Genomic DNA, 24,765 nt, shown 5'->3' on the forward strand with positions numbered 1-24,765 from the left:
CGATGCAAGGGTTGCGGGATGGCCCGTTCCCCTGCACATCTTGGCGGCCTGATTGTGGAGCTTCCAATGACAGACATTCCCAAAACAATGCGCGCTGTTGTCCTTAAGCGACATGGCGGCCTTGATGCGTTGGAATTTGAGGCCGAGTGGCCTGTCCCCACCCCCGGCCCGGACCAAGTGCTGATCAAAGTGCTTGCCTGCGGCATGAACAACACCGACGTGAACACGCGCGCGGGCTGGTATTCGAAATCAGTGACCGAGGCCACAACCGGCGGCGCCTACGAGACGCTGGATGGTGACGCCGACAACACATGGGGCGGCGCGGGCATCGCGTTTCCGCGTATTCAGGGGGCAGATGTCTGCGGTTTGGTCGTAGCCGCAGGCGCGAACGCCGATCAAAGCCTGATCGGCAAGCGTGTCATCACTGACAACTGGCTGCGCGACTGGGACGATCCCCTGAACATGCACAAAACGGGCTACTATGGGTCCGAGGCCGATGGCGGCTATGCCGAATACACCGTAATCGACCACCGCAACGTCGCCGCCGCGAACAGCCCGCTGTCAGATGCCGAACTCGCCACCTTTTCGTGCTCTTACGCCACCGCAGAGGGAATGTTGGATAAATCCAGCGTCGGTGCGGGCGATGTGGTCCTCGTTACCGGCGCGTCCGGCGGGGTCGGCGGCGCCCTGATCCAGGCTGGCCAAGCATCGCGGAGCAACGGTCGTCGCTTTGGCCTCACCCGCCAAGCACGAAGACGTCGCCAAATGCGGCCCCGATGCGATCCTGCCCCGCGCACCCGAAGATCTGAAGGTCGCCCTTAAGGACGCTATCGGTCGCGACAACGTCACGGTGGTCGCGGACATCGTTGCAGGCGATTACTTTCCAACGCTGATCGACGCGCTCGATCGTGGCGGGCGCTACGTGACCTCCGGTGCCATTGCCGGGCCCATCGTCAGCCTCGATGTGCGCACGCTCTATCTGATGGATCTCAGCTTTTTCGGCTCCACCGTGAACCCGCCGCAGACCTTCAAGAATCTGGTAAGTTACATCGAAGCTGGCGCGCTCAAACCCATGCTCGCGGCAACCTACCCGCTGGAGGATTTCCAAGCGGGACAGCAAGCCTTCATCGACAAGGCCCATACGGGAAATATCGTTGTGGTGCCGTGAACACTCCACAACCACCCTTGGCTTATTTTCTTCCTTGAAGGCCGGATAGACCTGAAATTCGGTCCAAACTTACTTTTTTACAATATCACTCCACAAGCGCCGCAATCCACTCGGCGAACGCAACAGCAGTCGCTTTTTCCGACGAGATCGACAGGAAATAGGCTTCCTGGCCCACTATTGCACCATCGGATGCGCGGACCAATTGCCCTGTTTGCAGCGCCTGACCCGCCAACATCTCGCTGACCAAAGCAACCCCGTGGCCTTGCGCGGCCAATTGCAGGGCCATGCCGTAGGTATCGGTGAACAGGACGGGTTTGCGCACTTGTCCAACTTGCTCCTGCCAGGCTTGCCAACCTGCTGAGGTTCCAACCGCCTCAATCAACGCCGACTCGGCCAAGGGGGCCTCAAATCCGGGCGCTTGTAACGGGACCAATCGATTCGATCCCAACGCCACAGCACCCTCTCCTGCCTGCTTCGCCGACCCGAAGCGGATTTCGACATCCGCCCGCGCGGTCTGGAAATCATCGGCCCAGATCGCGCTCAACAAGCGCAAGCGAACCGCAGGGAACAGCGCTTGGAACGCCCCCAGATGCGGTGCGATCACCCATTGCGCCACGCTGACCGACGTCGCCACCGTTAAAAGATCCTCACCCGGATCGCCCGCAACCAGATCCGCCGCCGCCGCCAGTCCATCCAGCGACGCGCTGACCTGCGGCAAGAGCCGCCTGCCATCATCCGTCAGCGCCAATCCACGCGGCAACCGTGTGAACAACGGCACGCGAAGGCGCGTTTCCAACGCTTTCACCTGTTGGCTCACCGCCGATTGCGTCAGCCCCACTTCCTCTGCCGCTGCGGTAAAACTCAAGTGCCGTGCAGCGGCCTCGAACGACCGAAACCACGTCAAAGGGGAAGGGATTTCGCCAAGGGTCAACTCCGGCATTAGCTTTACTTATACCAAAGGCCATAATTCCCTCGTTTGTCAAAGAAACAACGGCTTCCTACGCTCTGCCAACCAAGCCCGGAGCACCCAATGACCCCCGAAATTCGAAAGATCGTGACCTATGACGAAGAGGTTCTGATCGAAGGCTTTCGCCAGGCTGACAAACCCTGGCGGCTATTTGCCGTTGCCGCCGTTGTGACGAACCCTTGGGCCGGTCGCTATGTCGATGATCTCAAACCGGAAATCCAAGCCTACGGTCCCATCCTGGGTGAGATGCTGACTGATCGAATGATCGCGCTGGCGGGCGGCGGCGACAAGATCGAAGCCTACGGCAAAGCCGCCGTCGTTGGCCACAACGGCGAAATCGAGCATGCCTCCGGCCTCATCCACACGCTCCGCTTCGGCAATTTCTACCGCGAAGCTGTCGGTGCGAAATCCTACCTCGCCTTCACCAACACGCGCGGGCCTGCAAATGCGCCGATCATGGTGCCGCTGATGGACAAGAACGACGCGGGCCGCCGCTCCCACTACCTGACCATCCAATTCGCCATCCCCGACGCCCCTCGCGACGACGAAATCGTCGTCTGCCTTGGCGCCGCCCTCTCTGGCCGCCCGCACCACCGCATCGGCGACCGCTACCAAGACCTCAAGGATCTGGGCCATGACGTGGACAACCCGGCCGCGGTCTGACCTCTCCGGCCTCGCCTGCATCCGCGCGGGCGACGGGCCACAGGTCGTGCTTTTGCACGGCGTCGGCCTGCGGTCCGAGGCGTGGAATGCGCAGATCGACGCCCTAAGCGCGACCCACAACGTCATCGCCATCGACATGCCCGGCCATGGCGAAACACCCTTCGCGGACTTCACTATCGAGACCCACGCCGCCCACATCCTGCGCGCCATCGACGGCCCCATTACCGCCATCGGCCATTCCATGGGCGCGATAATCGCACTCGAACTCGCCCGTCAGGCGCCGACCCGCATCCAAGCCGTCGCCGCGCTGAACGCCATCTTCGAACGCACAGCCGAGGCCGCGCAAGCCGTCCAATCCCGTGCCGCAGCCCTCAACGGTCCCACCGACCCCGCACCAACACTCACCCGCTGGTTCAGCGACACCCCCTCCCCCGAACGCACCGCCTGCGAAAGCTGGCTCACCAAGATCGAGCCGCAGGCCTACAAACACGCCTACACCCTCTTCGCGCACTCAAACGGCCCGTCCCGCAACTCGCTGCGAACGCTGCACCACCCCACCCTCTTCCTGACCGGCGAACGCGAGCCCAACTCGACCCCGAAGATGTCCCACACAATGGCCGCCCTCGCCCCGCAGGGCCGCGCGCAGATCATCCGCAACGCTGCCCACATGATGCCCATGACCCACGCGCACGACACCACCAACGCCCTGAAATCCCTCATGGAAAGGACCTGACCCATGGAGTTCTCCCTCTTCGCCCATATGGAACGGATCAGCCCCGACCAACCGCAGGACCTGCTTCGCGAGGAATTCCTGACGCTCTGCAAGATGGCCGACGACGGCGGGATGCGCGCGATCTGGACGGGCGAACATCACGGGATGGATTTCACCATCGCGCCCAATCCGTTCCTGACGCTGGTGGACCTCGCCCACCACACCAAGAACGTCCGCCTCGGAACCGGCACCATCGTCGCCCCCTTCTGGCACCCGATCAAACTGGCCGGAGAGGCCGCATCGGCAGACATGCTCACCGGGGGCCGCATCGAATTGGGCATCGCACGCGGCGCATATTCCTATGAATACGAACGCCTTATGCCCGGCATGGATGCGATGGAGGCGGGCTTGCGGATGCGCGAAGTCACCCCCTTCTCCCGCAACTCTGGCAAGGCGACTGCGCCCATGAGGGCAACTATTTCAGCTTCCCCGCCACGACCTCCGCCCCCAAACCCGCACAGGAAAACGGCCCGCCCATCTGGATCGCAGCCCGCGATCCCAACAGCCATGAATTCGGCGTCCACAACGGGTTCAACATCCAGGTCACGCCGCTCTGGCAGGGCATGGAGGAGATCGAGACGCTGATGTCCCGCTTCAACGATGCTTGCGACAGTTACAGCGGAAAACGCCCTAAGATCATGCTCTTGCACCACACTTACGTGGGATCAGACGCCGACGACGTCGGCCTCGCAGCAAACGAGCTCTCCCGTTTCTACTGCTACTTCGGTGCGTGGTTTCAGAACAAGCGCCCGGTCACCCAAGGCCTGATCGAGACGCTTTCCGACGACGAACTCAAAGCCAACAAGATGATGGCCCCCGAAAACATGGCCCGCGACCTGACCATCGGCACGGCGCAGGAGGTCATCGACCAGATCAAACGCTACGAAGACCTCGGCTACGACGAATATTCGTTTTGGATCGACAGCGGCATGTCCTCTGAGCGAAAACAGGCCTCGCTGCGTCGTTTCATCGACGACGTCATGCCCGCCTTTGCCTGAGGGATCGCAAATGAGCCAGCCGCATTACCAGACTTCTTCATCGACGGCCAATGGACGGAAGGCGCGCGCGGTCAGACCATGGCTTCCGAAAACCCAGCGACGGGTGAGCCTTGGGCCACTTTCGCCTGCGCCGCGCCAGAGGATGTCGACCGTTCCATCGCGAGCGCTCGCCGCGCATTGAACGCGCCGGAATGGCGCGAAATGACCCAAACCGCGCGGGGCAAGCTACTCTACAAACTAGCCGATCTTATAGAGGAACACGCGCAGGACATCGGGCGGATCGAGACAACGGACTCCGGCAAACTGCTGGCTGAAACCGCCTCCCAATCCGCTTACGTCGGCGATTACTACCGCTACTATGCGGGCCTCGCCGACAAGATCGAAGGCGCGGTCCTTCCTATCGACAAACCCGACATGCATGTCTTCACCACCCGCCAGCCCATCGGTGTGGTCGCGGCCATCGTGCCTTGGAACGCGCAGATGTTCCTGACTGCCACGAAACTCGGCCCTGCGCTGGCCGCCGGTTGCACCGTCGTCCTGAAGGCGTCTGAGATCGCGCCCGCCCCGATGCTGGAATTCGCCAAGCTCATCGAGGCCGCAGGCTTCCCAGCCGGCGTCGTCTCCGTCATCACAGGTGACGCCGAAAACTGCGCCATCCCGCTCACACGCCACCCCGACGTGGACCGCATCGCCTTCACCGGCGGCCCGGAAACCGCCCGCCATGTCGTGCGAAACTCAGCCGAAAACTTCGCCGTCACCACGCTGGAGGCTCGGTGGCAAATCCCCAATCCTCGTCTTCGACGACGCCGACCTCGACGGCGCGGCCAATGGCCTGATCGCAGGCAATTTTGGTGCCTCCGGCCAAAGCTGCGTCGCCGGATCGCGTGGCCTGATCCACCGCCCGATCCTCGACGCGCTCGCGGAAAAGATCGAAGAGAAAATGGCAAACGTCAATGTCGGCGATCCGCTGGAAGCCACAACCCATATCGGCCCCCTCTGCACCAACGCGCAGGTTGAAACGATCACGGCCACCCTCGCCAAATCGCAAGCCCAAGGCGCAACCATCCGCTTCGGCGGCGCACCACTGGACCGCCCCGGTAACTACATGGCCCCGACCCTCTTGGAATGCGCAGGCCCTGACACCGAAACGCTGAAAGTCGAGATGTTTGGCCCTGTCATGTCGCTTCTTCCCTTCGACACCGAGGACGAGGCCATCGCCATCGCCAATGCGACACCCTTCGGTCTCGGCTCGGGCGTCTTCACTCAAAACGTCGCCCGCGCGCACCGCGTGTCGTCGCGCCTCAAAGCAGGCATCTGCTGGGTCAACACTTACCGCGCAGTCTCCCCCATCGCGCCGTTCGGCGGGTTCAACCAGTCCGGCTACGGACGCGAAGCCGGGCTGGAGGCGATCCTCGACTACACGCGCACCAAGACGACGTGGATCAACACGTCTGATGCACCGATGGCGAATCCATTTGTGATGCGGTGATGAACGTTCAGGGCAAAGGCCCTTCGTAAGGGCTCAGGGCAATCAAACCCTTTCAAACGTCCACCGACGTTCGAATTCTGCTTTGCAAATCCAGGAATGATTGGTGCACCGGAGAGGACAAACCTAGAACCCTCTGAGTGCGGATTGATCCTGTCAGAATTAGGGGAATGGACAAGCATTCTTCGGGCTGAACCAGAAGTTATCCACAGGCTTGCTGTGCTGGCGGATCAGGGTGATGAGGCGTCTGAGACGCGTGACGGGTTGGATGGAGGCGGCCCGTCAGCAGTGGCGCCTCCGGGATTGGAGCCGTCGCCATGAGTGGGGTGTCGAAAGAGTTCCAGAGTGTCTCGACACAGGCAAGGATGGCGGAACACAAGCGGCCTGCCCCGCGCACGGCGATCTCGCCTTTGACGCTCCGGCTAACGAAGGAAGAGCGGGCGCGGCTGGAAGAACTTGCAGCGGGCATGACGCTCAGCGCTTATATCCGGGCCTGCGTGTTTGCCGGAGATGCGAAGCTGCGCAAACACCGGCCCTTGGACGCACAGGCAGATAAGAAGGCGGCTGCTGAGGCTCTGGCCCTGCTTGGTCAGTCGCGCGTGGCCAGCAATCTGAACCAACTCGCGCACCATGCCAATCTCGGGATCTTGGGAATCGGCGAGGCCGAACGGGCCCAGATTGAAGAAGCCTACGAGCATGTTCTCGCGATTCGCAGCCTGCTGATGGAGGCGCTTGGCAAACGACCAAAGTCCATAGGCACCAGATGATCCTTAAAGGCAACGAACGAGCTTACGGCGCGGAGCCTGGCACATCATCTGATGAACCCGCGCGACAATGACCATGTGCGTTTGCATGGCATCGACGGCTTTGTCGCGGATGATCTGTTCGGTGCCTTTGCGGAAGCCGAGGCCATCTCGGGCGCTACCAAATGCAACAAATATCTGTTCTCGCTGTCGCTCAACCCGCCGCCATCTGACAGCGTGTCGGTCGATCAATTCGAGGCAGCCATTGCGCAGGTCGAAAAACGTCTCGGTCTCGAAGGTCAGCCCCGAGCCGTTGTGTTCCACGAAAAGGACGGTCGCCGCCATGCCCATGCCGTCTGGTCGAAGATCGACGCGGGGCAGATGAAGGCGATCAACCTCTCGCATTACAAACGCAAACTCACGGGGCTGAGTCGGGAGATCTTCCTGGAGCACGGTTGGGATTTGCCGGACGGCTTCCGCAACCATGAAGATCGAAACCCACTGAACACCAACCGGGGCGAAAGCCAGCAAGCCAAGCGGTTGAAGCGGGATCGTGCCACCACAAAGGCGATGTTCCGAGCTTGCTGGGAGAACTCGGACAGCGGTGCGGCCTTTGCTGTCGCCCTCAAAGAGCAAGGCTTTGCGCTCGCCCGTGGGGATCGTCGCGGCTTTGTGGCTGTCGATGCGGATGGCAAGGTCTGGTCGCTCTCGCGCTGGTGCGGGGTAAAGGCGCGGGAGATGCGGCGGCGGTTGGGCCCGGAAGCAGAGCCTGCCATCGGTCGAAGAGGTTCGGGCGTGCGCCCAAGACTTGCGGCGACCAGAAAAGCTGCAGCCCAACCCGCAGCATGCGTTGAAGCGCGAAGAGATGGTCGCGCGCCAGCGGTTCGCGCGTGAAGACTTGCTGAGAGTTCAAGACGCGCGGCGGGCGCTGGAACGACAAGCTCAGATGCCGAAGGGCATGCGAGCCTGCATTCCTGCGCGTGACAGGACAATGGCGCACGACCGTTGCCGCAGTAGAATTGGCCGCAAAGATCGCAGAACAACGCGACCGGCAAGAACAACAGACGCTAATCGACGCGCATCTGACGGAGCGTAGAGCGCTGGATCGGGCCATCGGCCCGCAATTCCGGAAGCCCAAATCGCTTTTGATCGAAGAGCCAGAACAGGCACCCCTCTCAAAGCGCCAAATTGAACAACGCCCCGATCTCATTCTTGCTGAAATATCCAAAACCAAAGCCACCTTCAAACGCACTGACGTGCTGCGAGAACTGGCTAAGCACTTTGATGATCCCAAAGACCTGACTGGTCTGGCGGATCGTGCGCTCACATCTGCCGAAGCCGTACGTCTCTCCAGTGACCGTGTTCCCCACTATACGACGCGCGACTTCCAGAAAGCTGAGCAATCGCTCGCCAGATCATCAGCGCAGATGGCGTCTTCTCGAGACCATGGCGTTGCGTCAGAGCATGTGAGCGCTGCAGTGAAGGCCACGAACGCCAAGATGAAACGCGCGTTTGGCGGGACACTGAGTGATGAACAGCAAACGGCGATCCGACATGTTCTGAGTGACCGACGATTGGCGTCTGTCGTTGGGCTGGCGGGTGCGGGCAAAAGCACGATGCTGGAGGCGGCCGCTGATGCATGGCAACGGCAGGGCATCAAGGTCCATGGTGCAGCCCTAGCTGGGAAAGCGGCAGACGGGTTGCAGAGGCTCGTCCGGCATTCAAAGCCGAACCTTAGCCTCGCTTGAGATGTCTTGGGAGAACGGCAATGCGCCCATCAACAAAGATGATGTGCTGATCATCGACGAGGCCGGTATGATCGGCACGCGGCAGATGGCGCGGGTCACGGAAAAGATGAATGAGATTGGCGCAAAGCTTGTACTGGTGGGAGACCCCGATCAACTGCAGCCGATCGAGGCCGGAACGCCGTTCCGCGATGTGGTCGCAACCCATGGCGCTGCAGCGCTCAAAGAGATCTACCGGCAAACGCAGGATTGGCAGAGGGCCGCATCGAAGGAGCCTGGCGGCAGGTGATATCCATGAGGCCGTCGAGCGATACGACCAGCATGGCTGCGTAACGCGCACGCAAGCCCGAGACGATGCCATCGACGCGCTGGTTGAAAGCTATGTGATGGATGCTTCCGCGAAACCTGAGCAATCCCGACTGGCCTTTGCGCATCGCCGCAAGGACGTGCACGCACTCAACCAATCAATCCTCAGCGCGTTACGCGGCCCCGACGCGTCTCCAGAAACTATGCTTCAAACCGCAACTGGCCCGCGCAACTTTGCGGCGGGCGACCGCATGGTCTTCGGCCAGAATAACAAAGACCTCAGGGTCAAAAACGGCATGCTGGGTTCGGTGCTCTCTGCGTCTAAGAACGAAGTCACTATCGCTCTCGACGGCGACGAGAAACGGCACGTCACATTCGACCCCACAAAATACACCAAATTCGACCATGGCTATGCCGTCACCATCCACAAATCCCAGGGCGCCACAGTCGACCAGGCCCTTGTCTTGGGCTCCCGGTCGATGGACCGTCACCTTGCCTATGTTGCCATGACGCGCCACCGAGACAATCTACGCTTATTCCTAAGCCGACAAGACCAGCCGCGATGGGGACATAGTCAGCACCACACGCGCGAACAGACCAGAAGACCTGACCACAGCGGGCCGTCGATGGGGTGATGGAGCACGGAAGCGGCCACAAACGCAAAGCGCGGCGAATGCCGGGAATGAGTCCAAATTGCACATTAACCAGCGTGCTGTGAATGCCTGGTTTTTCTGTTCAGTCCAAACTCGATGACCGTAATCTTAGCAGGAAGCCGTGTTGTAAGCGACGGTTCCGAGAGCATTACCTCCTAAGCTCCATCTTCTTGCCAGGTGAGCGTGGAAAGCTCCTACAAACCACCGAAATTGAGAGGGATACCTCGCCCGCACTAGTGCCATCAATTGCAGAAACAAAAATTGGTGACAGATGTGGTCATGCGACTTATACAGCCTAGGGGGAGTACTTGCGAACAAATGATTGAAAAGACAAAGAGGGACCTTGAAGAGCTTGTATTGCGTACTTCGAGAGTACCCGGGCTGAGAAGCACGTATACTATAGGCCCATTTGGGTACAGATCTGGTTTCCTGTTTCAACAAACTCGCGCACTTAACCTCGCACAGTCGCTATTGCGGCGGGTAAACAGAACTGAACTACAAAGGAAGCGTATCGTCATATTAGGCGGTGGCGTGGCAGGGTGCACACTCCTCAACTCACTATGGCAACATGAGATACGTGCTGAATTATACGAAAAGTCAGGCGAACTATTAAACTTCCAAAGAAATGCCTCTCACAGGCTCGTTCACCCAAATTATAATCGCTGGCCTCTTCTTGATGGGATGAGAAACTTCACAAACCTCCCGTTGATGAACTGGTATGCCGACGAAGCCCCAAACGTACTGTCTCAATTACGGGATGAGTTTGAGGGCTATAAAATCGATCCAACGCTATTGCACAAAAATCACGAATGCACTTCGGTATCTGAAAAAGATGGAATAGTTAGGTTAGCATTTGAAGGGCGGCCTGACGTCGAATGCGATCTTTGCTTCATGACTACAGGCTTCGGAAGGGAGATATTCACCGGAGATGGTTTCTCGGGATACTGGGATGATGATATTTCTGAAGTCCACATGTCGATCTTAAGTAAGGAAATTCTCCTCTACGGCACCGGTGACGGTGCTCTTCTTGATCTCGTAAGAGTTTGGGCAAAGACAAAGGACAACTTTTGGAGTATTCCCTTGTCGGTTATCTCCTCTTTAAGATCTCGAATGTATCAATCCATGTCCACGCGAACCACGGACGGCGAAACCGGCCCCGATCTACCGGACGAACTTTCAACATTCGAGATAGATATTGTCGAACACGAAAGCAGTATATCCGCACTGCTTTGGGTTGCGCGTCCTGAAGGCACTGATATTTCGGACCTTAGTAGGCAAGAAGAAACGTTCTACATGAATTTCGTAGAAAAAAACATACGTTTGGGTGGAGAAATCTCCAACACCCTCGAGGCACTGTTTCTGCCCAAGGACGAAGCCCTCCACATCCCGAAGCTTAAGTCACTTAGTGAAACACCGTTCGAACCGACCGCAGCACCTATCAACAAGATACTACTAGCCTATCTGATCACTACTGGGAGAGTTGTGTTTGAAAAACTCGCCACGCGAGACCAAACCCACGAAGAGATCGAAGCATGGAAAGCCTTGCCGTACGACGAACAATCCAAGAAACATCTGCTTGTTCGACTAGGTCCCTACATACCAGCACGAGATATAGCAAATAAGAATGGTACGGGTTCTCCAAAATGCTTTGGCAACGGCGAAACTGCGATGATGTCTATCCTGTCAAGCATCGCCATTGACTCGTTTGCAGATATAGAGACTTTTTTTAGCCCCGAAGACAGAGATCTGGCAGGGAGAAACCCTTCCAATTTCGGCCATCACATAGCCACGAAAAATTTAGCATTAGTCGACAGGTTTGCAAAGGAAAAACTCAATTGCGTGGGCGCTGATTTTACAGATCAGGGAGGAGAAAGAGACTGGGCGTTTCAAGTTGTATACGATTCTGCCTGAAACCAAGCCCAATAGTGACCTACTACGGTCACTTGGCGGCATTGAACGAAAAATATTTGGTCAACCAGTTGTGCTTTCAGAGAAATCGCGGACACAGACTGCATCTCAAATTGTGGGTAGGTTTTGAATGTTAACACCGCAATCGATACTAAAGAGTTCGAAAATTGATGCTGAATTTCGGTTATCGATTGTGCTCAAGGACACAAACGGGCGCTTGCAGGCGGTGACAACTAGATGGCTTTTGGGTGATAATTCCGAGTCTGCGATCATCTCTTCAAACGATATAATACTTGGACATGCGCTGCCAAGATTTCCCGATGCAAGAGCAGTGGAAGGTGCAAAATTCTCTAGTGATATTTTAGTTTCAACTTTTGAAATCCTGCCATCCGATCATTTAAGCGAAGAATTTGCTGCTGACGACAATACTTTTCCCACCCTCGGGATATCAAACAGTTTTGGTAAGGCTGGGTATATTGATGGGCTGGAAATCGGTGCGATTTTGTCGCATTATGATATTTTCTGCTTTCGTTCAAGTCAGATCACAGTAGAAGCTACACCGGTACTGCGCCTGAAAATAAGGCACGATGCGCCAAGAAATGCATTGACCATGAATGGTGCATTAGTTCGCGATGAAGCAGGATTTGCGATCGGTATCATTTGTGCCGCTGAAGAGAGCCACTATGCGGTGGTGCCGATGATTGCCATTCTGAGAAACCTAAATTTGAGCTTCTTATCACAAACAGATATTTCCGAATTCAATAGTAGTGTTCAAGGTCTGCTGACCCGATCATTTGCCGCATTGACGTCTGGCCCAACCTTACTGAAAGATCGAGCGAAATCTGCGTTAAGAACGAGACGAGAAAACTCACACGAAAGAAAAAGTCAGTTTGCCAAGCTTGCGATGGACACTGAATAAGATGCGCATAACCTCCAGACCAAGAAGTGAGTGGGAGCATCGAAATCAGCTAATACGAAACGCTGCATTTGCTAGGTTAGAGGGTAAAAAGGCGGCAGATCTAAGACGTTGGGCTCGAGATTCTCGAGTTAAAGACGTCTGTCGGCAGATAGTATACGTTTTCGACACAGACATTATCATGAGTTATTGTGCTCCTTGGAAGACAGGGCCTGCGGATGAAAACCGCGAAGGGAATGGACTTGGGCAGATTTTGCCACTACGTCCATTGGCATCAGAATTGGACAATCTTGCATCTGAAATTTCCCGCAACGAAAAACGACAGAGTGAAGCGGTTGCCCGACTATTAGCACGACGTGCCTTGCTCATGAACGCGGAAAGATCCAATCCAATTTATCAACTATCCAGCCATTACGACGAAACGCTGGAGGTTTTTAGGATCGTACGGGATGAGGTCGATGTCGTTACAAGACACGACATTGCTCACATTGAGCGTCGGCAAAAAAGTGAGGTCGAGGCTGCTCTTGTACTGCTACGGGCTGAGTTGGACGATCCGGGGTCCATTGAGCTTATTAAGAACAACGTAGGACAATTTTCGATATCACTCGCCAGACGATTAATTGAAAAAAGCCGCTCGAGGCATGCTGCTGTCAGAGAATGGGACAATTACTACGAACTGAACAGCACTTATTCGGGCGTTTTTGATGTGCTAGATTTCCTGCAACCGGAGGACTGGAGGGGGAAGAATACAGAATTCAAATTACCGAAAGCCGATATGAAATCTACTGAAGCTAGTTGGCTGGCTGACTACTTTGAGAATACAATCAAGAAATTTCGAGGCGCCAACCGAAAGCCGGAGAGAATTAGGTCAGATGCGGAGGCATTGGCTCAACTTGCAGCCTTGAATTTCAGCAACCCAGAGTCAAACAGTGGAATTCGATTTGTTCTGGTCACCGGAGATCGTGCGCTCGTTAGTAACCTTGGGCAGAATGAGGACCTAATATCTGCTTTTGGTCAAGAAATACGGGTAAGCGAATTTTGCGACCTGTATATCCACCATATTTGGTCTCTGACAGATCTCGATGATCGATGAAGTTGGAGAGAACGATCCCAACCTGAGAGTCATGCGCCCACCAGAACTTTTTTCAGGCCTACTTGCATTCAAAAGTGATGCTGAACTTGAGAGGAAATCCACTCTTCGAAGTCTGGCGCATAGCAACTCGAAATTCGCTAGTTATCTTGAGACCGACGATATTCAAAGAGCGTATGAAAAGTGGATTACGTTTTCCACTAATGCTTCCAGTGCAGATAGATTCTTGGAACGCTTCGATGAAGATGGCTCCCTTCAAAAACGACTTCGATCCGACATGCTCAAGGTTATTCAAGAGTATAGGGGCCAGCACTTCAGTTGGATTAGGCTTCAAAATCTAATTTCTGAGACCCTATCTAGAGAGCGAGATAGATCAAACGTTGTATTCTCTGATATGGGTGCAGACGCGTTGATGTCCGCTCAGATCAATGGATCAAGAAACCCGCCCGACTTAATGTTTGATAGTCTCCCTCACACGGATGCAATCTTTAGAAAGCTCGCAGCGCCGGCTAGAATCTACAGATCCCCCAAGGACTTCAAGTCAGACTTCGAACAAATTTCGCGAGACTGCTACGACTCTGGTTTGGAAAAAGAAGAGCGCGACGATCGACTGGAACTCTATCTGAAGTACCTTGTCTTGGGCGCAGTTGTGGCGTCGGCTGATCGGTGGGAAGTCGCTGAAGAGCACGCTGCAAGTGCGATTGCAATTGTTGAACGATCAAAGCGCTTGGGATCCCCGATTGTCGTTCAGCGAAGCAAAGCAGCGGACAGCAACATCAGTGGCAGAGAGGGTATTTCTTACGTAGTGTCGCTCGAAGGGTCAAAGCCCGCAGGGAATATGATTTACGAAAAGCCAAAGATTTTCTAGACATCGCCGAACGTGCGTACCTTGAGGATTGTCGAGCCAATCCTGCCCTCGGTATATCTAACGTTCGCTTCGAGAACGAGAGGTTAGCGCTGAGCCTTAGTGCCTATTACTTTGCGCGCCGAAACAACGAGAGTGACTATTGCAACGATGACTATCGAGATGTCCAAACGCAGTTCAATAGTTTCGTTAGTTCTAACAATGAGCACGAAGACACTAAGTCAGTTGAGGTGGTTTTTCGCGAGAAACTGTTTTCGAGCGGTACAAGGGACGGAACTTCTGTAAGTGCCGCAACAAACGTAATCCAAGTTGCCGTTATTTCGAAATTCCGGCAAATTGAGAACCAATCAGGCGCGAATACAGTTTCTCTTACGTGCCTTCGTATCGCGCTGTTAAGAATAATAGAGGCAACCGACTTTGGTGATCGATTTCTGCTCAGACTTGGGAGAGAATTTGAAGGTGGGCGCGCACAAGAGCCTAGGGTCATTTGCTCAGAGATGATGTTTAGGTATTGTATCGTTGGTTTGCTGATTTTGCGGGACAGCGAACTATGGTTTCCAAAAGATGCGAACACACTTGAACGCTTGTTTTCAGAATACGATGGTGTCGCAGACTACGATCCTTGGCGATTTGATCAACTCCACAAATTGGCAAATAGGATTCTGAATAGAAACGTCACTGACTGAAAAAGTATGCTCAACTGTGTAGTTGAATCTCGAATCTGCTTGCATTTCATCATGATCCGGACACCAACCTGGATTGCGTTTGAAAGTGATTGCAGCGTTGCATATTGATTCCTCCAATATTCACCAGCGCTCAGTGGCCCATCTTGCAAAAAGTTCAGCAAAAGTCGAATACTAATTGGAGCCGAGCAATCCCCTTTTGATCGAAAATTCGCTGATTAGTTTATCTCGCCAGTCCTTTTCTCAGATCCCCAGAGCGGACCTTTTGGCAATGGCAGGTTTACCCCAAGGCCGTCGCTTCAAGCCCTGCAGAACGAAGGTCCGCCAGCGATGTTCTGCATTCTATTCGCGTAAGAGCGGCGCGGTTGACGCCCAAGGGCAACCGCGCGTTCTTTCTTGACGCTGATGGTAGGGACAGACCGCCCGGAGGACGCGAGAAATCTGTTTTGTTGGCTTGGTCTGGCGGCAGGTGTGCCTTGACGGCGTCCCATTGCCTTTTGGCTACGATGCGATCTTCGCCGCGATAGCCCTGCATCGGAAACTCCATATGGCGGGGCATCCCATTCTCGACATCGGCTTAGGCTGCACTCCTCTCAAGCGCTGCGGTAAATCAGGAACGTGCCGCCGATCTCGACCTCGGCGTAGTCCACTGCCAAGTCGCGGGCGATGGCGTCATAATCGATGTAGAATTGCAGATGCTCGGGGATGTCACCGAAAAGGCCGTCCTCCACAAACTGCTTGGCGAGATCGCGCATGGAGCGGCTCTCATAGATTTCGATGTCAAAGTCATTGGGCTGGGTGCTGGCTTCAAACGCATAGCCGCACTCGCCGACCGCGATGATCACCACGCGTATCTCGTGCTCGTCCCAATCTTCAGCGGCCTCCAGCACCTGCGCGAGATTGGTTTGATTGAGACAGACGGCGCGGACGAGATCGCAGTCGATGGCGTCACCGTCAATGAACTGGATCTCAAACTCCTCGACAGGCTCGCCGTAGTCGTTCCGCAGGGCAGCGGCCTTTGTCGTGAATTCTTCTGCTGTTGCGAAATAGAACCCAGTCGCTGCGAGGTCATAGGGTTGGGCATGGAATCGAATTGTCATGTGTCTCTCCCTTCAAATTGAAAAACGGGTTGCGCATGCAACCCGACTAGCCACGCGGCAATGAGCGGGGGAGACTGTCATGGCTGAGCGTCAGGGATGGTGCGGGCGCAGGGCGGGACACCTGAGCCACGGTCCCTGAGGCTCACCGAAGGCTTGGCCTTGATGGTCGATGGGCCGCAGGCCCCAACAGGAGAAAGAGACAGCCAAAGGCTGACAACACTGTGTCAAGGATCAACGCCCGAAGGGATGAGACGGGCATCGGCTCAGCGTGCGCGAGCCTGACCGGCGCGGCCGGGGACGCCCAACTGAACACCAGTGATCAACTCTCAAACCGACGGCCTCCCGAGAGCGGAAGCACCCAAACGAAAAAGGGGCAGGCCCACTGGCCGGCCCTCCCTACGCAGTAAACTTAGTCGATCTAATCCGGTGTGCGCCCGAGCACTTCACCTGTCTGATCTGCATCACTGTCTTTCACGGTCCGCAACACGATGCGGCCATCCACGGGCAGCGCATCCATGCGCACCTCATAGCCCTGGCCATCCTTGTGGGACCATGCCGCGCCAATCTTGCTCCAGATGGCTTTACGACCGTCATCAATTGGCTTGACCGTATAGGCCAGCATAAACGGACGCTTCAGACTGGGCGTCGCCTCGGTAGTGTGTGCTTGGTTACTATCTGCATTCATAAAAACTCCTTACTCAGTACGCGTTGAACAAATAGGAACATATCAAGAACACAAATTGTACATCAGAGCAAGATCTGCATACAAGCGTGTGATCATGTTCTTTTTTCTGAAGGAGAAACGGCGGATTCCGGACCTTCGTTGGACTCGCAAGTCATCGAGTTAACAACTGTGCAATGCTAGCTTTGATGTCGCGCTGCAATCGGATGCAGATCGAACGCGTGACGCGTAAGCTTTGGCCTCGCACCGCGAGCCCACCACAGATTTTGCCAACATCTCCCAAAACAAGTCCGCGTGGAGTTCGACACACTATTGGACATACTACATGAAGTGGCTGTATGTGAGAGTCTTAGCAAATCATGAGAAATCTCGCCCAATCAGGCAGAGACGGAGGGGGCTGAATAATGGGAACTAGTGAGGAGGCATTCCGCTTCGTCGACCTCTTTGCTGGGCTGGGTGGGTTCCACGTCGCACTCAATAAGTTGGATGGGCGTGGTGTGTTCGCTGCCGAGAGAGAACCCAAACTGAAGGCTCTCTACAAGGTCAACTTCGGTGTCGACGCTTGGGGTGACCTTAATGAGTTGAGCAGCGACGAAACCATTGCCCTCAAAGTGCCCGATCACCACGTCCTTACCGCGGGTTTCCCGTGCCAACCGTTCTCCAAAGCTGGTGACCAACTGGGCTTTAGGGACACAAATCAGGGCAATCTCTTCTTCAAGGTACATGACATTTTGCGCGTCAAGCGGCCATCACACTTCATCTTGGAGAATGTGCCCAATATCCTGAAGCACGACGGCGGCCGCACCAGGATTACGATTATTCGCATGTTGGAGGAGCTTGGCTACTCCGTGGACGTAGAGCACCTATCGCCCCATGATTTCGGCATTCCTCAGGTGCGAGATCGAGCATACTTCGTCGGATCACTCAAAGGTCTCGAGCATTTTGTGTGGCCAGCGAAGTGTAAGGATCCAACTGAAATCCAGTGGGTGCTGCGCCAACAAGAGCATTCTAACCGCACCATCCCGGAACAGACGCTGCGTGCCATTGACATGTGGGGCGACTTCCTGCGCCGCTCACCGGCTTCGCTTAAGCTTCCTTCTTTCCCGATCTGGTCGATGGAATTCGGAGCAACCTATCCCTACCTAGACGAGACCCCAGCCTGGAGTTTGGGGTCGTAGACCTGTGTGGGGTTTTAGGCGGATGGGCTTCAAGGGCAGCTTCGGCCAGTCCCTTGATTGTCCGCTAGACGAACAACTCTCGAAGATACCTAGCCACGCCAACCGCCAAGGCGATTTTCACTTCCCGAAGTGGAAGCAAACTTTTATCAGGCAAAATCGCGAATTCTACCTTGCCAACCAGTACTGGATCGATCCTTGGATCTCAAAGTGGCGTCCAGAAAGCTTCCCGTCTAGCTTCCAGAAAATGGAATGGAATGCGCAAGGTGAGAACCGTGACATTGACAACTTCGTGCTACAGGTGCGGGCGTCAGGAATACGGGTTAAGCGTCCTACGACCTCCCCAAGTCTCGTCTCCTTCACACAGACCCAAGTGCCCATCCTCGGTGCCAACCTGGCCGGCGAACGTCGTTATATAACACCAGTTGAATGCGCTGAGCTTCAAAGTCTGGGAGGTATCCAGTTGCCCGGATCCGACATCGATGCGTACAAAGCCTTGGGGAACGCAGTGAATGCTCGCGTTGTCAAAGCAATTGCCGAACGGTTGTTGCAAGGCCTCGTCCAACCCACGTCGAGCATAACCTCCGCCCTCGAACCATTGAGAGCTGCTGAATGACTGATGAAATCGAACACGAAAGCGACTTCGACGAGGAAGACCAACGAACTCTCTTCCTAGAGAGTATCGCCGACGGGCTTGCAACGCTCTCAGAGGCTTCTGACACGCCCGACGGCGTTCGCTCGGTTTCATCAATTTTCAGCGGCGGTGACGTCGTCTTCGCCTCTGCCTCGTGGATGAGCAAACTTGCTGACGTTCAAGGCTGGCTGAACCTCAGCGAGGACCTCCCGCTCACGGGCGGTGAACCGTTCCTTCAGGCGCTAATCGTCGAATTCAATCTTGAACCATCCGACCTCCATGCTCCTGAAGGCGTCCACCCACCGTTAAGTCTTCGAGCGCTCGAGCGCCTGAGCGAACGCGTGGAGGCAGCCATAAGGCTCCAGGGGAGTTTTCTCGAAGAACTTGAGGCCAAGGGCACTAGCCGCGGAACCGCTACGCAGTCGTGGGCTGACGCGTGGGCTGAAATCGACCCGAGCGAGGAAGCGTTACCCCCGGACCCGGTCCAGGCTACGGCCGATGTATGGCCGATCTTCCAACTTACTATGAGTGCACTCAACCTAACGCCATCGTATCAGCGTGGTGACGTGTGGGGTAATAGCGACCGACAGTCCCTGCTGGAGTCCATCCTCCGCGGCGTCCCTTTGCCATCCATCATTTTGCTGCAAACCGGACCTTCCACGCCATTTGAGGTTGTCGACGGCAAGCAGAGGCTCACCACAATCCTCCGGTTTGTGGGAATGCATCCCGTTGCCAAGCAGAAGGTTGCTGAGGTCACCGCGCGGCATAGTGGGAAAAAGTTCAACGATAAGGGACGTCTCGACGAGCGCGGCGACAGGAATTTAACAGATTTGTTCAACGACGATTACCCAGCTTTCCGTCGTGCGTGGAAAGCGCTGGAAGGTTACGCACTGAAGGCCGCGCATGAGAACGAATACTACTTCCCATTCAAACTGCGAATGACAGGAGACGGCGGACTGGTTGGCCCGTTCCTTGAGCCTCTCCGCGGTAAGTACTTCACGCAGATTAAGGATCTGGTGATCTCTGTTGCTGGTGAGGAAACCAGCGTCAGCAAATTGTTCGGGGGAATGGCGAAATACAAGGTTCCCGTAATCGAATATACTCAGGCCACTCAAACTCAGATCCATGAGGTCTTTCGCCTTTACAACAAGCAAGGCGTACACCTGAATGCTGAAGAGATCCGAAACGCGGTCTACCACGAGGTCGAACTTACTCGCGCGACCCTTGCCGCCGCTGGCGACGCCGACCCGAACACTGATGTGGCGAAAATCTCCGAAGCACTTGTCGGTATTCGCGATCTTGGCCGGCTAGGTGACGCTTTGAAGAGCTACGGTTTTGGGGACACGCGCTACAAGCGCACAAAGATACTCGCGTGGGTAATCTCTGTCTTGTTGCATGACACCGCCGGGAAAGACTTGGCATCAACTAGCCGCAATATCGACCAATTGCTCATAGCGATTCAGAAGGACAAGTCGCACCCGCTAGCCCAAGCATCCACGCTAACCAATCTGTTCTCGCTACTGCTAACCGCTGTCGAACTCCACTCATCGCACGATGAGTTGTGGTCTGATAAGTTCAAGGATGGCGGCAAGGGCGCAAAGTGGCAGGAATTACAACTGGTAGGTTCCCTCGTCGGCACAGCCATGGCCTTAGCGGCCTCGCCCGACGACATTGAGGACCGCATCGAGATTTATGGTGATGCTATCCGAACGGCGAGCGAGGAATCCGCCGACTGGGAACGCCCTGAAAAGACTCAAACCAAAACCCAGTGGGATTACATCGCCAAGATCAACAAAAGTCTGCTCGAACTTTTGGAAATCGACCCTGATCAAGCAGGCGAGGCAGTGCGTCTGCAATTCGGAACCTCTGGGTACGCGTCGTTGCAGCGGATGCTCATCGAACCGAAGAGTTGAGAGCGGTGCCAGGACATTCCCCACTCGTCGAGCATGTATACTTCAATCCACCTGTTCCCCAAGAGGCGGAGTCTTGGTGGGCGAGATACAAGGCTCAACTCACCGGCTTGACCGACACAGCGCGTGCCTCAGTTGAGGCGAGACTCCCGTTACATTTTGCAGCGAGGAATATTGGCCGCCGACACGGAAAAGCCCGAAGAGTGGTCTTTCCGGCGCTCGCGCACCGGACTGGTCATGGGTTCCGTTCAGTCCGGCAAGACCGCTTCTATGCTGGGGGTCTCGGCCTTGGCCATTGACCACGGCATCGACATTATTGTCGTACTGGCAGGAACCCGTCTCTCACTATGGCGTCAGACTTACGAAAGGTTAGTGCAGCAGTTGGACTCAGGCGAGGAAAATGCACTGAAAATTAAACGCCGCCTGCTATGTCCTCCGCGTGGCATCGCTCTGTCAGAACAGACCCAACCGTTGACGACCACCTACCGCTTGTCGTCGGCACAGGTTCGACCACGGCTGCGTCATGGCAGACCTCTTATCATTGTTGCAATGAAGCAGACCGACCATCTGCATGCCTTGGCAGCAAGCCTCCGCGACAATGTTTTTAAAGAAGTCAACGAGCTTGGTCGCACAGTCCAAATGCTTGTACTTGACGATGAGGCCGACGATGGCTCGATCCTCGATGCCGTAGTTGAGTCCTCGCAAGACCCAATTTACGGCAACCTGAAGCAGATTCCGCGTGCGATCGCCAACCTCTGGGATCCTCCACAAGGTTCGCCTGAAAATCTGTTCTCGACCTACATCGCGTACACCGCGACCCCCCAAGCCAACCTCCTTCAGGAGGATCACAACCCCTTAGCGCCAAGAGACTTCCTGATCTCTCTTCGCACGCCACTTGACGTCGGCCATCCAGTAGATACCGCCGACCCTGCCAATCTCGACGCTCCTCGCTCATCGACTTACCCCGAGCCGGCTGGGATCCGTTCTTGCTACACCGGCGGTGAGGTGTTCTATCGCCGCGCAAGGGCAGCCAAACTTTGCGTGCCCACCACAAACTCCATGGAGCAGGACCTCGCCGACGCTGTCCGAGCGTTTTTAGTAGCGGGCGCAATCCGCCTTTACCGCTCTGGCAAGCACGGCCCAGCGTCCGCACTGGCAAGGCTGTTCGACACCAAGGAAGAAGCCCTTACCAAAGCGGCTTCACCGCACTCGATGCTGTATCACCCTTCTGCAGCAATCCAGCACCACTTCAAGGGTGCTGAGGACCTTCTGATCTGGGCGGGAACCCCGGATCGAACGACAGCTCGAGAGATCCTCGAAGCGGGAATTGCCGGGCTTCCGCACGCCTTGGTGGAACAACTGTTGGCGGACCCCGCCCAATGGGCGCAATGGCTTGAAAAATATCGTGCCTCCGCCAACGTAATCGAGGAGAGTTTGACCTCTTGCCACCAGCGATTTTCCCGGATTGGCAGACGGTCGAAGAGCTATTAGTCGGGGAGGTGATCCTGGAACTAGGATAGCCGTAGTCAACAGCGACCCTAACGCTGACGATCGCCCTGCCTACGCACCGACCCTGGATGCAGAAACCGGCAAATGGAGAGCAGGCTCGCGACCTTTGCACGATCTTTGTCTCAGGAAATGTCATGGCCCGGGGGCTGACACTTGAAGGGATGACCACCGCGTTGTTTCAGCGTTCATCGGCCAACCCGTTGGCGGACACCCAAATGCAGATGCAGCGCTGGTTCGGCTACCGCGGGTCATACATTGAGTACGTGCCGGGTTTTCGCCTCCAGCGACCAACTTTCCCTGTTCCGTGACTATCATGATGTAGATGAAGCGGTTCGCAACTCCATTACTGAGCGCATGTTGAGCGACGCCCCTAAGCCTACCGTCTTGCATGGGGATAATTTCGCGGCCACAGGCAAGATCGCAGGCGTGGGCACCCTTCCAATATCTCCGGGTGCACGGCCATTCGTTACAGTCATCAATGATAGCGGACATCAGGATCCCAATACAAAGATCGTGGCTGGACTATTCGACCGGCCATCAAGTGACCTCACTGTCGCCAAAGTCCTGCGGGGCCGGATCCTAGATGTTCCACTCGAACTGACCGAGGCCGCCGAACTCTTAGATCGTTTCACGTTCGCGGATTACAGGCCCGGCAATGAGGGGGTTCACGCGGAAATCTGGCGTGGAATCGAAACCCGCGCAAACGCGCTCGCCACGCTTTCCGATGTGCCTTTCTATCGCCCTCCAGTCAGGAATGGTAAGGAAACCAGCCGAGGCGGGCCTGTCCCTATGCCATCGCCGCCTACCTTCGGCTTTGGTCGGCCAGCCTCACTCGGCCGATCACAGGCCTATTTATCACTGGCCAGCCCGGCGAGCGATGGTCCTACGCTGACCTATCGCTCAAGAACGAGGAGCGGCCACGATTCTGGATTGGGATTCGTTACGGAGATGGCGCTAACGTATCCAAAGGTCCGCTGGCACAGCTGCCATTTAACATACGCGCTACCACAAAGAGCGTGGCTGAAGGCGAACTGCAGACAACGTGGGGCGCGAGTGACCCCAACGCCGGTCCGGGGCAGTATCGCGGCGATATCTACTTTGATTACTACCACCGAAGTGCGGACGTGCCGTCGGGCAGCAGCACGGGATGGCGACCCAGTGGGTCCGACGGCCAAATTCTTTTACATCAATCAACATTCGAACGATGAGCATCCCACAGTCGCTGTTGGGGTCTGTCTTCCAGCGGGAGGTCCAGAGCAGTTCTCCGCCACCCGCGCTAGCGCTTCCATCGTTTAGAAAGAACTCTCATGACCAGCTACGAAGAAGTTCTAAACCAGATCAACGTCATTCCGGTGGGTACAAATGGAGATGACCGAGCCATTACTTGGTTGACGGATGCGAAGGTGGTCGGAATTGCTCGGAATGATCGAGGTCATTTAGAACTGTTCCTTGCAGGCGACGAGTTGAGGCCCCGGACGGGTGTAGTGAAGACAGCGCTTCACTACCACTCCTGGCACCGTGAAACTCTGCCTCCGCTGAACGCAAACCGAATTTGCTTGCCTGCGTTAGGGCATTTCGACCAGGTTGGAGCATTCATTGCCACTGAACTGCTGCGCGAGAAGGCTGACACTAATTTGGAGCGCGCCTTTACCGTCACCGAGCCGCTGATCGAACTTGCCATTAAGCGGTTGGAAATCTCCGAGAACGCGATTCTCCGGACTTACCGGGGAACTACTACTACTCGACGCGCTTTGCCGACGGGCGATCGATCCTGAGGTTGGACCAATCGTGCAAGCTTGGGATGGCTGGCGCCGCTCGGCAAGGGACTTCACTTGGAAAAGCACGGGCGTAGAAATAAAAACGACTACTGGCACCGCCTCAAGTCATGCCATCCATGGCATCCACCAGATTGAACCTACCCCTGCCAGCGATGACACTGCAGGTGAAGCAGGCCTGCTACTCGTAAGCATCGGCTTGTCCCAAGCTGATCTGAATGCACCAGCTGTTTCGATCCCTTTCTTGGTGGAGAGCATTCTCGAACGCTTAAACGCCACCGGGGCTAGTGGCATGGTCGACCAGTTCCTAACGCGTGTGTCTGTTTACGGCACTGAATCGGGCATTGGATACGAGCATGCCACGATGATCAACGAAGCACCTTTTACGACCAAATTAAGCGTGACGTTTTTCGTGGATACGACATGGCAGACCCAGGAGTCGAGGTCCTGAGGCGCGATGACGTCATCACCCATCAGCATGTGGATGCCCAGTCGGTCACTTTTCGCATGGAGCTTCCCGCTACGATCCGTTCGGAGAATCCCATCGTAGGTGTCCGCCGCGTCGTGGAAGCGGTCCTGAGACTACACAGTTAGGGACTGTTTGTTTCTGCGCAAAACCGAGCCTTGAAGCATTGGTTGGAGTTGGATGAATTGCCAACCTTTACGTGGCCCTGGGTGTCCACTTAGGGAAGCTGCACTGTACCTAGTCGCGAAACTGTCAACGACAGTTCCGAGCGGGCAACTAAAATCCAGCCCATTTTCGGTGACGCTCGAGTGCGTCCATGCTTGGATAGTGTGTCCGACTATTGGGCAGTACGATTTTGTTTGCTTTCAAGGTTGATGTAGCTTTCGTCTTCCATGGCTAATGCTGAGAGCTTTACGCGGTAGCCCTCTGTGACCACCAACAACCCCAAATCGAAGAGCGTGTGGATGTCGGCTCGCAAGAGCAGCCCATTTTGAACATGTTGTGAGTGTTCACCACGGTAGGGGGCGATATGAGCGGCCTCCAATGCGTCC

Annotated in this window: 24 protein-coding genes and 2 pseudogenes; 22 read left to right on the forward strand and 4 right to left on the reverse strand. The window is 55.8% G+C overall.

Features of this window, described 5'->3' with window-relative positions:
• Positions 1-18 precede the first annotated feature (18 nt).
• Positions 19-822, forward strand: a complete 804-nt coding sequence (locus tag ACZ1HK_RS06490) for an alcohol dehydrogenase catalytic domain-containing protein (RefSeq protein ID WP_472628005.1) — start codon at positions 19-21, stop codon at positions 820-822.
• Complete coding sequence (locus ACZ1HK_RS06495) at positions 731-1,168, forward strand: zinc-binding dehydrogenase (protein ID WP_472628006.1); 438 nt, start codon at positions 731-733, stop codon at positions 1,166-1,168. Before ACZ1HK_RS06490 ends, ACZ1HK_RS06495 begins: the two co-directional genes overlap by 92 nt.
• Positions 1,169-1,253: 85 nt before the next feature.
• Here the strand turns inward: ACZ1HK_RS06495 and ACZ1HK_RS06500 are convergent, their stop codons facing one another.
• Entirely contained in the window at positions 1,254-2,108 is an 855-nt protein-coding gene (locus tag ACZ1HK_RS06500; RefSeq protein ID WP_472628007.1) for a LysR family transcriptional regulator, read from the reverse strand.
• Between the two features lie 90 nt (positions 2,109-2,198).
• Between ACZ1HK_RS06500 and ACZ1HK_RS06505 the strand changes: the two genes are divergently transcribed.
• The 13 genes and pseudogenes from ACZ1HK_RS06505 (at position 2,199) to ACZ1HK_RS06565 (ending at position 14,283) form a co-directional block, all read left to right on the forward strand.
• The gene (locus ACZ1HK_RS06505; protein WP_472628008.1) at positions 2,199-2,798 is read left to right on the forward strand and encodes an amino acid synthesis family protein; all 600 of its coding nucleotides are present in this window, start codon (positions 2,199-2,201) and stop codon (positions 2,796-2,798) included.
• Positions 2,770-3,531 (forward strand): alpha/beta fold hydrolase, encoded by a 762-nt coding sequence (locus ACZ1HK_RS06510; protein ID WP_472628009.1) that lies wholly within the window; start codon positions 2,770-2,772, stop codon positions 3,529-3,531. The genes ACZ1HK_RS06505 and ACZ1HK_RS06510 overlap by 29 nt, the downstream gene beginning before the upstream one ends.
• A gap of 3 nt (positions 3,532-3,534) precedes the next feature.
• Positions 3,535-4,568 (forward strand): annotated as a pseudogene (locus ACZ1HK_RS06515) (LLM class flavin-dependent oxidoreductase).
• A 10-nt stretch (positions 4,569-4,578) separates the two neighbouring features.
• Positions 4,579-6,057: pseudogene (locus ACZ1HK_RS06520) on the forward strand (aldehyde dehydrogenase).
• Positions 6,058-6,419: 362 nt separating this feature from the next.
• The gene (locus ACZ1HK_RS06525; protein WP_472628010.1) at positions 6,420-6,821 is read left to right on the forward strand and encodes a plasmid mobilization protein; all 402 of its coding nucleotides are present in this window, start codon (positions 6,420-6,422) and stop codon (positions 6,819-6,821) included.
• Between the two features lie 51 nt (positions 6,822-6,872).
• On the forward strand, positions 6,873-7,691 hold the full coding sequence (locus ACZ1HK_RS06530) for a relaxase/mobilization nuclease domain-containing protein (protein ID WP_472628011.1): 819 nt from the start codon (positions 6,873-6,875) through the stop codon (positions 7,689-7,691).
• Positions 7,692-7,777: 86 nt separating this feature from the next.
• Positions 7,778-8,545, forward strand: a complete 768-nt coding sequence (locus ACZ1HK_RS06535; RefSeq protein ID WP_472628012.1) for an AAA family ATPase — start codon at positions 7,778-7,780, stop codon at positions 8,543-8,545.
• A gap of 1 nt (position 8,546) precedes the next feature.
• Complete coding sequence (locus ACZ1HK_RS06540) at positions 8,547-8,831, forward strand: AAA family ATPase (RefSeq protein ID WP_472628013.1); 285 nt, start codon at positions 8,547-8,549, stop codon at positions 8,829-8,831.
• A 97-nt stretch (positions 8,832-8,928) separates the two neighbouring features.
• On the forward strand, positions 8,929-9,483 hold the full coding sequence (locus tag ACZ1HK_RS06545) for a hypothetical protein (protein ID WP_472628014.1): 555 nt from the start codon (positions 8,929-8,931) through the stop codon (positions 9,481-9,483).
• Between the two features lie 336 nt (positions 9,484-9,819).
• Positions 9,820-11,412: a hypothetical protein gene (locus ACZ1HK_RS06550; protein WP_472628015.1), complete on the forward strand. Its 1,593-nt coding sequence runs from the start codon at positions 9,820-9,822 to the stop codon at positions 11,410-11,412.
• A gap of 127 nt (positions 11,413-11,539) precedes the next feature.
• The gene (locus tag ACZ1HK_RS06555; protein ID WP_472628016.1) at positions 11,540-12,328 is read left to right on the forward strand and encodes a hypothetical protein; all 789 of its coding nucleotides are present in this window, start codon (positions 11,540-11,542) and stop codon (positions 12,326-12,328) included.
• 178 nt (positions 12,329-12,506) lie between these two features.
• Complete coding sequence (locus ACZ1HK_RS06560) at positions 12,507-13,418, forward strand: hypothetical protein (RefSeq protein ID WP_472628017.1); 912 nt, start codon at positions 12,507-12,509, stop codon at positions 13,416-13,418.
• Positions 13,408-14,283, forward strand: a complete 876-nt coding sequence (locus ACZ1HK_RS06565) for a hypothetical protein (RefSeq protein WP_472628018.1) — start codon at positions 13,408-13,410, stop codon at positions 14,281-14,283. Before ACZ1HK_RS06560 ends, ACZ1HK_RS06565 begins: the two co-directional genes overlap by 11 nt.
• Before the next feature lie 1,273 nt (positions 14,284-15,556).
• On the opposite strand, the gene ACZ1HK_RS06570 is transcribed toward ACZ1HK_RS06565, so the two are convergent.
• Positions 15,557-16,063: an antirestriction protein ArdA gene (locus ACZ1HK_RS06570; RefSeq protein WP_472628019.1), complete on the reverse strand. Its 507-nt coding sequence runs from the start codon at positions 16,061-16,063 to the stop codon at positions 15,557-15,559.
• A gap of 418 nt (positions 16,064-16,481) precedes the next feature.
• The gene (locus tag ACZ1HK_RS06575) at positions 16,482-16,685 is read right to left on the reverse strand and encodes a hypothetical protein (RefSeq protein WP_461428162.1); all 204 of its coding nucleotides are present in this window, start codon (positions 16,683-16,685) and stop codon (positions 16,482-16,484) included.
• A gap of 464 nt (positions 16,686-17,149) precedes the next feature.
• Here ACZ1HK_RS06575 and ACZ1HK_RS06580 point away from each other — a divergent pair, with 464 nt between their 5' ends.
• From ACZ1HK_RS06580 to ACZ1HK_RS06610, 7 genes are all read left to right on the forward strand, one after another.
• Positions 17,150-17,923: a DNA cytosine methyltransferase gene (locus tag ACZ1HK_RS06580; RefSeq protein ID WP_472628020.1), complete on the forward strand. Its 774-nt coding sequence runs from the start codon at positions 17,150-17,152 to the stop codon at positions 17,921-17,923.
• A 22-nt stretch (positions 17,924-17,945) separates the two neighbouring features.
• On the forward strand, positions 17,946-18,536 hold the full coding sequence (locus ACZ1HK_RS06585) for a DNA cytosine methyltransferase (protein WP_472628021.1): 591 nt from the start codon (positions 17,946-17,948) through the stop codon (positions 18,534-18,536).
• The gene (locus tag ACZ1HK_RS06590; protein WP_472628022.1) at positions 18,533-20,467 is read left to right on the forward strand and encodes a DUF262 domain-containing protein; all 1,935 of its coding nucleotides are present in this window, start codon (positions 18,533-18,535) and stop codon (positions 20,465-20,467) included. Before ACZ1HK_RS06585 ends, ACZ1HK_RS06590 begins: the two co-directional genes overlap by 4 nt.
• 171 nt (positions 20,468-20,638) lie before the next feature.
• On the forward strand, positions 20,639-21,955 hold the full coding sequence (locus ACZ1HK_RS06595) for a hypothetical protein (RefSeq protein ID WP_472628023.1): 1,317 nt from the start codon (positions 20,639-20,641) through the stop codon (positions 21,953-21,955).
• Positions 21,956-22,041: 86 nt separating this feature from the next.
• Positions 22,042-22,281, forward strand: coding sequence for a Z1 domain-containing protein (locus ACZ1HK_RS06600; protein WP_472628024.1), 240 nt, complete (start codon positions 22,042-22,044; stop codon positions 22,279-22,281).
• Positions 22,282-23,280: 999 nt separating this feature from the next.
• Complete coding sequence (locus ACZ1HK_RS06605; protein WP_472628025.1) at positions 23,281-23,748, forward strand: hypothetical protein; 468 nt, start codon at positions 23,281-23,283, stop codon at positions 23,746-23,748.
• Positions 23,648-24,199 (forward strand): PD-(D/E)XK motif protein, encoded by a 552-nt coding sequence (locus tag ACZ1HK_RS06610; RefSeq protein ID WP_472628026.1) that lies wholly within the window; start codon positions 23,648-23,650, stop codon positions 24,197-24,199. Before ACZ1HK_RS06605 ends, ACZ1HK_RS06610 begins: the two co-directional genes overlap by 101 nt.
• A 352-nt stretch (positions 24,200-24,551) precedes the next feature.
• On the opposite strand, the gene ACZ1HK_RS06615 is transcribed toward ACZ1HK_RS06610, so the two are convergent.
• Positions 24,552-24,758, reverse strand: a complete 207-nt coding sequence (locus ACZ1HK_RS06615; RefSeq protein ID WP_472628027.1) for an HNH endonuclease — start codon at positions 24,756-24,758, stop codon at positions 24,552-24,554.
• Positions 24,759-24,765 lie beyond the last annotated feature (7 nt).

The organism is Gymnodinialimonas sp. JB5-7 (assembly GCF_055693405.1).